The organism is Rhabdothermincola sp. (assembly GCF_036846205.1).
In the GTDB taxonomy this organism is placed as follows: Bacteria; Actinomycetota; Acidimicrobiia; order Acidimicrobiales; family Acidimicrobilacustridaceae; genus Rhabdothermincola.
This window is the reverse complement of record NZ_DAIUCK010000130.1, coordinates 1-7,081: the sequence shown is the minus strand read 5'-3', so window position 1 is coordinate 7,081 and position 7,081 is coordinate 1. Positions and strand designations below refer to the sequence as shown.

Genomic DNA, 7,081 nt, shown 5'->3' with positions numbered 1-7,081 from the left:
GACGGTCACGGGTTGGTCGAGGGTCTCGCTCACGTTGGCTCCGAGGTCCGGGGCGACGGGGGGCCGGGGTGGTTCCCGCCGATCAGGTTACGGGCGACCTGGCGGGCTCGGCGGTCGGCCTCCACCACCTCGTCGATCGAGCCTGCCCGAGCCCCGTCGTGGCGGTCGAGGGCTGATTCGAGGAGCCCGGGGATGTCGATCCACCGGAGCCGGCGATCCAGGAACGCCTCCACCGCCACCTCGTTGGCCGCGTTGAGCCACGCCGGTGCGGTCCCGCCGACCCGCGCCGCCTCGTAGGCCAGGCGCAGGCACGGGAAGGCGTCGAGATCGGGAGGCTCGAACTCGAGGCGGGTGGCGCGGCGCCAGTCGAGCCGGCCGAACGGGGTGACGATCCGGTCCGGGTAGGCCAGGGCGTAGCCGATCGGCAGGCGCATGTCCGGCAAGGAGAGCTGGGCGATGGTGGTGGCGTCGGTGAACTCGACCATCGAGTGCACGATCGACTGGGGGTGCACCACCACCTCGATGTCCTCCAGCGAGACCCCCGCCCCCAGGGACCCGGCCGGCGTGCCGAACAGCTCGTAGGCCTCGATGACCTCGAGGCCCTTGTTCATGAGGGTGGACGAGTCGACCGTGATCTTCGGGCCCATGTTCCAGGTCGGGTGCGCGAGAGCGTCCTCGACGGTGACCGACGCCAGCTCCTCGCGGCGACGACCACGGAACGGCCCGCCGCTGGCGGTGAGCACCAGGCGCGCCACCCGAGCGACGTTGTAGTTGGCTCGCAGGCACTGGTGGATCGCGCCGTGCTCGCTGTCGACGGGCACCAGCTCCGCCCCGGGTGTGCGGCGGGCCTGCTGCACGACCGGCCCCGCGGCGATCAGGGACTCCTTGTTGGCCAGCGCCAGTCGACGGCCGGCTTCGAGGGCGGCCAGGGTGACGGGCAGACCAGCGAAGCCCACCACGCCGTTGACGATCACGTCGGCCTCGCCGGCCAGGCTGGCGAGGGCATCCGGCCCGGCGCGCACATCGCAGGCGGGCAGGCGCTCGGCGAGTTCGGCCGCGACCGAGGGGTCCGCGACCGCCACCACCTTGGGCCGGAAGGCGAGGGCCTGCTCAACCAGGAGATCGGGCCGGGACCCGCTCGCCCCGAGCGCCGTGAGCTCGAAGCGATCCGGCTCGGCCGCCAGCACCTCGAGGGTCTGCGTCCCGATGGAACCGGTGGAGCCGGCCAACGCGACGCGCACCCCAGTCATGGGCCCCAGGCTACCGACCCTCACGTCAAGCGAACCGAAAGCTCGCGGCTGGGATGCCGCCGGCCGAACTGTTCACCAGAACGCGGCCGGAGACCGCGGATCCATGAACAGTTCGGGGATGGAGGGAGGAGGGTGTCGGATCAGAGGCCGGGGACGAGGTCGAGCAGCCGGACCGCGTAGTAGGCGGCGGGCAGCACGAACAGCAAGCCGTCGAAACGGTCGAGGATCCCGCCGTGGCCGGGCAGCACGCTGCCCATGTCCTTCAGGCCCAGATCCCGCTTGAACAGCGACTCCGCCAGGTCTCCGATGGGGGCCGCCACGGCCACGAACAGCCCGAACACCAGCGCCTGACCGGCCGAAAACGGCCCCGCACCGAACAGCACGGCGAACACGAACACCGCCAGCAGACAGGCGACCAGGCCCCCGACGAGGCCTTCGACCGTCTTGTTCGGGCTCACGGTGGTGAGCGGGGTGCGGCCGTACTGGCGACCCACGAAGAAGCCGCCGACGTCATAGAAGACCGCTCCGGCGACCGCCACCAGCAGGATGCTCACCCCTTCGGCGGGGATGTCCAGAATGAGGGCGGCGAACGCTCCGAACACCCCGACGTAGACCACCGCGAGGAGCGTGACCCCGATGTTGGGAACGGGCCTGGCCGATCCCCCCACCCCGAGCAGGAACCACAGGATGCTGAACACCAGCGTCAGGAACAGCACCAGCGGCATGGCCGGCTCGCCCCTCCAGTAGACCGCGAGCGGCAAGGCGACCACGGCCGCCAAGCCGAGCAGCGTGGCCGGCCGGTACCCGCCACGGCGCAGGGCGCTGAACAGCTCCACCGCGGCGAGTACCACCACCACTTCGACCAGGATCATGGATGCCGCAGGCCCGAGCTTGAACAGGATGAGCGCCACCACCGCGATCACCACCCCCACGAACACCGCCTGGGGAACGTCGCGCCCCGCACCTCCGGCGGAAGCGGGCTCGCCGTTCTGCGCCCTTCTCCCCCTTTCGGGGGGACGGCCGGAGACCGGTCCGCGGTTCGAGGTGGGCCGATCCGGGATGGCCGCCCGGGATTGGCCGCTCGAGATGCGGATCGGATCATCAGTCGACCCGCGAGGACGATCCGCCGGCAGCTCCGGCACCTGCAGATCGTCGAAGGTCAGAAACGCCTCGTGCGACTGGCGCTCGCTGGTGTCGAGGGCTCCCACCGCGGTGTCGACTTCCGCCAGCTCGGACACGTGATCGGTCTCGTCCCACAGTTCGTGCTCGTCACGCCAGCGAGGCGTGGCGCCGGCGGCGAACGACGACCACCGCTGCTGCTCGGCGACGTCGCCTTCGCCGACCACGACCCTGGGCACCTCGCCGGTCGCGGGCTCCGTCCAGTGCGGAAGCTCCGTCTCACCGGTGGCGGGCTCGACCGAGAGCACCGGCTCGTGGCTTCCCTCGGCCACCCGGGGCTCGACCGGGGCCACCCTCGGCCGCTCGATCGCCGTGGCATCCGCCCGGTCGGCCAGCGGAAACCGCAAGGCGGGGGTGACGTCGGTCGGTGGGGACTCGGGACGGTCCCCATAGCGGGGCTGGTCCTGGCCCTTGCGCGGCACCGCCTCACCGCGCTCGACCGCCTCCGCCGCTTCATCGGGATCGATGATCCGCACCCCCTCGGCGGGATCCTCGGGCCCGCCGCTCTCCTGGTTGCTGCGGCTGAAGAGCGAATCGGGAGCCATCAGTCCTCCAGCAGCTCGTGTTCCTTGGCCTCGAGTGCCTTGTCGATCTCGGCCTCGTGGGCGTGGGTGATCTTGTCGAGCTCCTTTTCGGCCCGAGCCAGCTCGTCACCGGAGAGCTCACCGTCCTTCTCGAGCCCTTCCAGCTCGTGGCGCGCCGCCCGCCGCAGGTTGCGGATCGCGACCTTGCCCTCCTCGGCCATGTGCTTGACCACCTTCACCAGCTCCTTGCGACGCTCCTGGGTGAGGGGCGGGAAGGTCAGGCGGATGTTCACGCCGTCGTTGCTGGGGGTGAGCCCGAGGTCTGAGCTCTGAATGGCCTTCTCGATCGCTCCTATCGCCCCCTTGTCGTAGGGGGTGATGAGCAGCTGGCGAGCTTCGGGGACCTGGAAGCCGGCGAGCTGCTGGAGTGGGACCTCGCTGCCGTAGTAGTCGACGACGATCTTCTCCACCAGCGCGGGCGCGGCTCGACCGGTACGGATGTTCGCGAACTCGCCGCGTGCATGCGCGACGGCCTTGCGCATCTTCTCGGTGGTCTCCTGGAGAACCACGTCGGCCATCTCGCTGCTCACGCCGGGCTTCTCCTCTCATCCGGGACGGTGACTGGTCAGGATTGGTTGGGCTGCGGGCGGCTCGCCGGGCGCGGTCGGCGCCCCCGGGCCGAGCCCCGGGCCCGGGTGATGACGGTAGTGCCTCAGTGGACGAGAGTGCCGACCGGGCGCCCCTCGAGGATCGCCCGCACGTTGCCCTCACCCAGCAGATCGAACATCACGATGGGAAGCTGGTTGTCCATGCAGAGGGTGATGGCGGTGGAGTCCATGGCCCGCAACCCCTGGTTGAGCACGTCCAGATAGGTGACCTCGTCGAGGCGCTGTGCGGTGGGATCGAGCTTCGGATCCGCGGTGTAGATACCGTCGGTGCCCGAGTGGGTTCCCTTCAACAGAACCCCCGCCTCGATCTCGACGGCCCGCAGCGCGGCGGTGGTGTCGGTGGTGAAGAACGGGTTCCCCGTGCCGCCGGCGAAGATCACCACCCGGCCCTTCTCCAGGTGGCGGATGGCCCGGCGCCGGATGTAGGGCTCGGCCACCTGAGCCATGTGGATCGCGGACTGGACCCGGGTGGGCTGACCCAGCTGCTCCAGTGTGTCCTGCAGGGCCAGGGCGTTGATGACCGTGGCCAGCATGCCCATGTAGTCGGCCTGGGCGCGGTCCATCCCCGCACCGGCGCCGGCCATGCCCCGCCAGATGTTGCCGCCGCCGACCACGATGGCGATCTCCACCCCGAGATCGGCGCGGACCTCGGCCACCTCCCGGGCCACCCGCTGGACCACCGCACCGTCGATGCCGTAGCCGCCCTCGCCGGCGAACGCCTCACCCGAGACCTTCAGCAGGACCCGGGACCAGCGAGGCTCGGCCACGACTCAGCCCCCGATGTAGACCTGTGCGAAGCGGACCAGCTCCGCGTCACCGAGCAGGTCTTCGATGGTCTTCTTCTCGTCCCGCACGAACGGCTGCTCGAGCAGCACCCGCTCCTTGTACCAGGCGTTCAGCCGGCCCTCCACGATCTTGGGCCACGCCGGCTCGGGCTTGCCCTCCGCCTTGGTGATGTCGAGCAGGGCCTGGCGCTCCTTCTCCACCTCGTCGGCGGGCACTTCGTCGCGCCGCAGGTACGGGGGCTTGGAGAACGCGATGTGCACCGCGATGTCGTGGGCCAGCTCCTTGCTGCCGCCGCGCAGCTCGACCAGCACCGCGTTCACGCCCCGGCCGTCCTGGATGTGCAGGTACGAGTCGAGGATGTCGCCTGGTGCAGCCTCGAAGCGCACGACTCGGCCCAGCTCGACGTTCTCCTTGGTCGAGAGCTTGAGGTCCTCGATCTCCGAAGCCCGCTCGGACACCGCGGCCTCGCCCTTGGCGACCACCAACTCGGCGAGGTCGCCCACCAGGGAGGTGACTCCTTCGCTCTTGGCGGTGAAGTCGGTCTCGCACTTCAGCTCGACGATCGCCCCGACATCACCGTCGACGACCACCGCCACGGCGCCTTGCACGTTCTCCCGATCGGCCCGGGCCGCGGCTTTCGCCAGGCCCTTCTCGCGCAACCACTGCATAGCTGCCTCGAAGTCACCGTCGTTCTCGGTGAGCGCCTTCTTGGCATCCATCATCCCGGCGCCGCTGGCCTGGCGCAGCGCCTGCACGTCCTTGGCCGTGAACTCGGGCATCGTCACTCCTCACTCGTGGCAGCCGCGATCTCGCCTGCCTGCTCGGCACCGGCGAGGACGGCCTCGGCGTTCTCTGGGGTCAGTCCGGGATCGGCGTGCTCCGGCTCGGGATCGGCGTTGGCCGGGGTGTTGGCCTGCGACTGCTCCCCGGCCCGGGCAGCGATCCTCGCTTCGCGCTCCTGCGCGGCGAGCGCCGCCTGGCGGCGGGCCTCGGCCTGCTGGGCAGCGACGGCCGCCTCTTGTTCCGGGGTGCGCTCCGGTGCCGGACCTCCGGCTGGACCACCCCGGCGGGAGGCGATGAAGCGACCCTCGATGACCGCGTCGGCCATGATCCGCGACATCAACGTGGCCGAGCGGATGGCGTCGTCGTTGCCGGGGATCACGTACTGGATCACGTCAGGGTCGCAGTTGGTGTCGACGACCGCGACGATGGGAATGCCGAGCTTGTTGGCCTCGGTGACCGCGATGTCCTCCTTCTTCGTGTCGAGGACGAAGACCGCGTCGGGCAGCCGTTCCATGTTCCGGATGCCGCCCAGGTTGCGCTCGAGCTTCTCGAGCTCCCGCGACAGCATCAGGGCTTCCTTCTTGGGCATGGCCTCGAACTCACCTGCGGCCCGCATCCGCTCGTAGTCCTTCATCTTGCCGACCCGCTTGGAGATCGTCTGGAAGTTGGTGAGCATGCCGCCGAGCCAACGCTCGTTGACATAAGGCATGCCGCACTTCTCGGCATAGGAGCGGACCGCGTCCTGCGCCTGCTTCTTGGTTCCCACGAACAGGATCGTGCCGCCATCAGCGACCAGGTCACGCACGAACGAGTAGGCGATCTCGATGCGGGCGAGGGTCTGCTGCAGATCGATGATGTAGATGCCGTTGCGCTCCCCGTAGATGAAGCGCTTCATCTTCGGGTTCCACCGGCGGGTCTGGTGACCGAAGTGGACCCCGGCCTCCAGCAGTTGGCGCATGGTCACGACAGGTGCCATCGCAGGTGCTCCTTCCCATCGGTTCGTCGAGACCCCCGCCCGACGCTCGAGGCGACCGTGGGAGGGCGAGGGCGGATGTGTGCTGCCGGCAGCCCCGTGCACACCACCGGGCCACCAGGTTCGGCCCGCGATGCGGTGGGCCGGCGGTCGATTGTAGGGAAGGGTCACCACGGGGGCCAACGCCGTCCCCACCTCGGGCCGGCGCGGTGGCACGCTCACGGACCCGGCCAGCTCATCCCTGCCAGGGCGCCCGCGGCCCCCGCAGCGTCGATCGCGAACGAGATGGTCTCGCCCTCCACCAGCGCGGAGACGGCCTCCCCGGCGCCCACGCACGTCGGGGGCAACCCGGCCATGGCCAGGGCGATCTCGCGGGTGGCCGCTGCCGAGCCCGGCAGCTCGTCGTGGGCCGAGAGCCCGTGCACGTCGACGGTGACGTGGCGTTCGCCGTCGACGACCGTGCGCGGCCCGGGGACCACCCAGTCCCCCGCGGCGGCGATCGACACCATCCGCAGGTGATCCGGCACCGGCGTGGCGCCGACCTGACGGGTCAGGTCGGACACCTCGCTGAGCTGGCGAGCGGCGGGGCTGGCCGGGTCGTGACCTCCGGGCACCACCGCGGCGAGGGCCGCCAGCTGCGCGTCGAATCCACCCAGCTCGTCGAGCGCAGCCAGGGCGGTGGCGAGGTCCGCGCCTCCGTGCGGGGTGCCGAGGGTGACGAACGTGCGCACCTCGGCGGGCAGCGTGCCACGCGAGAACGCCTCGCCGATCGCCAGGCGGGTGACGACGCCACCCTGGGAATGGGCGATCAGGTCGATCGGCACACCCGGCTCGGCCCGGCTCACCGCGGCGATCAGTGCCTCCAGCCGGGAGGCCGCCTCTCGCAGGTCGCCCTGGCTGTCGAGCTCGTCGTAGGGG

The 7,081-nt window shown here is 70.4% G+C and carries 7 protein-coding genes; all 7 read right to left on the bottom strand.

All coding sequences use genetic code 11. The features are described from left to right. Window positions 1-29: 29 nt before the first annotated feature. Window positions 30-1,250, bottom strand: coding sequence for a 1-deoxy-D-xylulose-5-phosphate reductoisomerase (gene dxr / locus V7004_RS14555; protein WP_334144891.1), 1,221 nt, complete (start codon window positions 1,248-1,250; stop codon window positions 30-32). A 140-nt stretch (window positions 1,251-1,390) separates the two neighbouring features. Beyond that, window positions 1,391-2,974, bottom strand: coding sequence for a phosphatidate cytidylyltransferase (locus V7004_RS14550; RefSeq protein WP_334144890.1), 1,584 nt, complete (start codon window positions 2,972-2,974; stop codon window positions 1,391-1,393). Then, a complete protein-coding gene (gene frr / locus V7004_RS14545; protein ID WP_442968073.1) occupies window positions 2,974-3,531 on the bottom strand; it encodes a ribosome recycling factor in 558 nt (185 codons plus the stop codon). Before frr ends, V7004_RS14550 begins: the two co-directional genes overlap by 1 nt. Before the next feature lie 134 nt (window positions 3,532-3,665). Beyond that, window positions 3,666-4,388: a UMP kinase gene (gene pyrH / locus V7004_RS14540; RefSeq protein WP_334144887.1), complete on the bottom strand. Its 723-nt coding sequence runs from the start codon at window positions 4,386-4,388 to the stop codon at window positions 3,666-3,668. A 3-nt stretch (window positions 4,389-4,391) separates the two neighbouring features. Then, the gene (gene tsf / locus V7004_RS14535; RefSeq protein WP_334144885.1) at window positions 4,392-5,186 is read right to left on the bottom strand and encodes a translation elongation factor Ts; all 795 of its coding nucleotides are present in this window, start codon (window positions 5,184-5,186) and stop codon (window positions 4,392-4,394) included. 2 nt (window positions 5,187-5,188) lie between these two features. After that, on the bottom strand, window positions 5,189-6,166 hold the full coding sequence (gene rpsB / locus V7004_RS14530) for a 30S ribosomal protein S2 (protein WP_334144883.1): 978 nt from the start codon (window positions 6,164-6,166) through the stop codon (window positions 5,189-5,191). 215 nt (window positions 6,167-6,381) lie between these two features. After that, window positions 6,382-7,081, bottom strand: a 700-nt coding sequence (locus V7004_RS14525) for an esterase/lipase family protein (RefSeq protein ID WP_334144882.1), incomplete at its 5' end; no start/stop codon positions are given.